At 40.8% G+C, this 228-nt stretch carries 1 protein-coding gene; it reads right to left on the reverse strand.

What is annotated here, in order from left to right:
* Positions 1-228, reverse strand: a 228-nt coding sequence (locus V6255_RS18365) for a helix-turn-helix domain-containing protein (protein WP_341629418.1), incomplete at both ends; no start/stop codon positions are given.

The following is a 228-nucleotide window of genomic DNA, read 5'->3' on the forward strand; positions in this document are numbered from 1 at the left end:
AGTGACCCCGAATGTTGTTTCAATATATTCTTTTATATCCTTCCCCTGCAGACGGTCTCCTTCTAATTTTATCGCATTATCAATCACATATTGTTTTATGTTAGCAAGTTGCTCTGGTGTGAGTCGATGAGGCCTCCCGCTACGGGGCTTTACTTCCAGTCCTGTTAACCCGAAATGAAGGTATGCTTTAATCCAAATGTTGACACTTCTACGGCTTACCTTTAAAAA

Source organism: Psychromonas arctica (genome assembly GCF_038155225.1).
GTDB classification, from domain to species: domain Bacteria; phylum Pseudomonadota; class Gammaproteobacteria; order Enterobacterales; family Psychromonadaceae; genus Psychromonas; species Psychromonas arctica_B.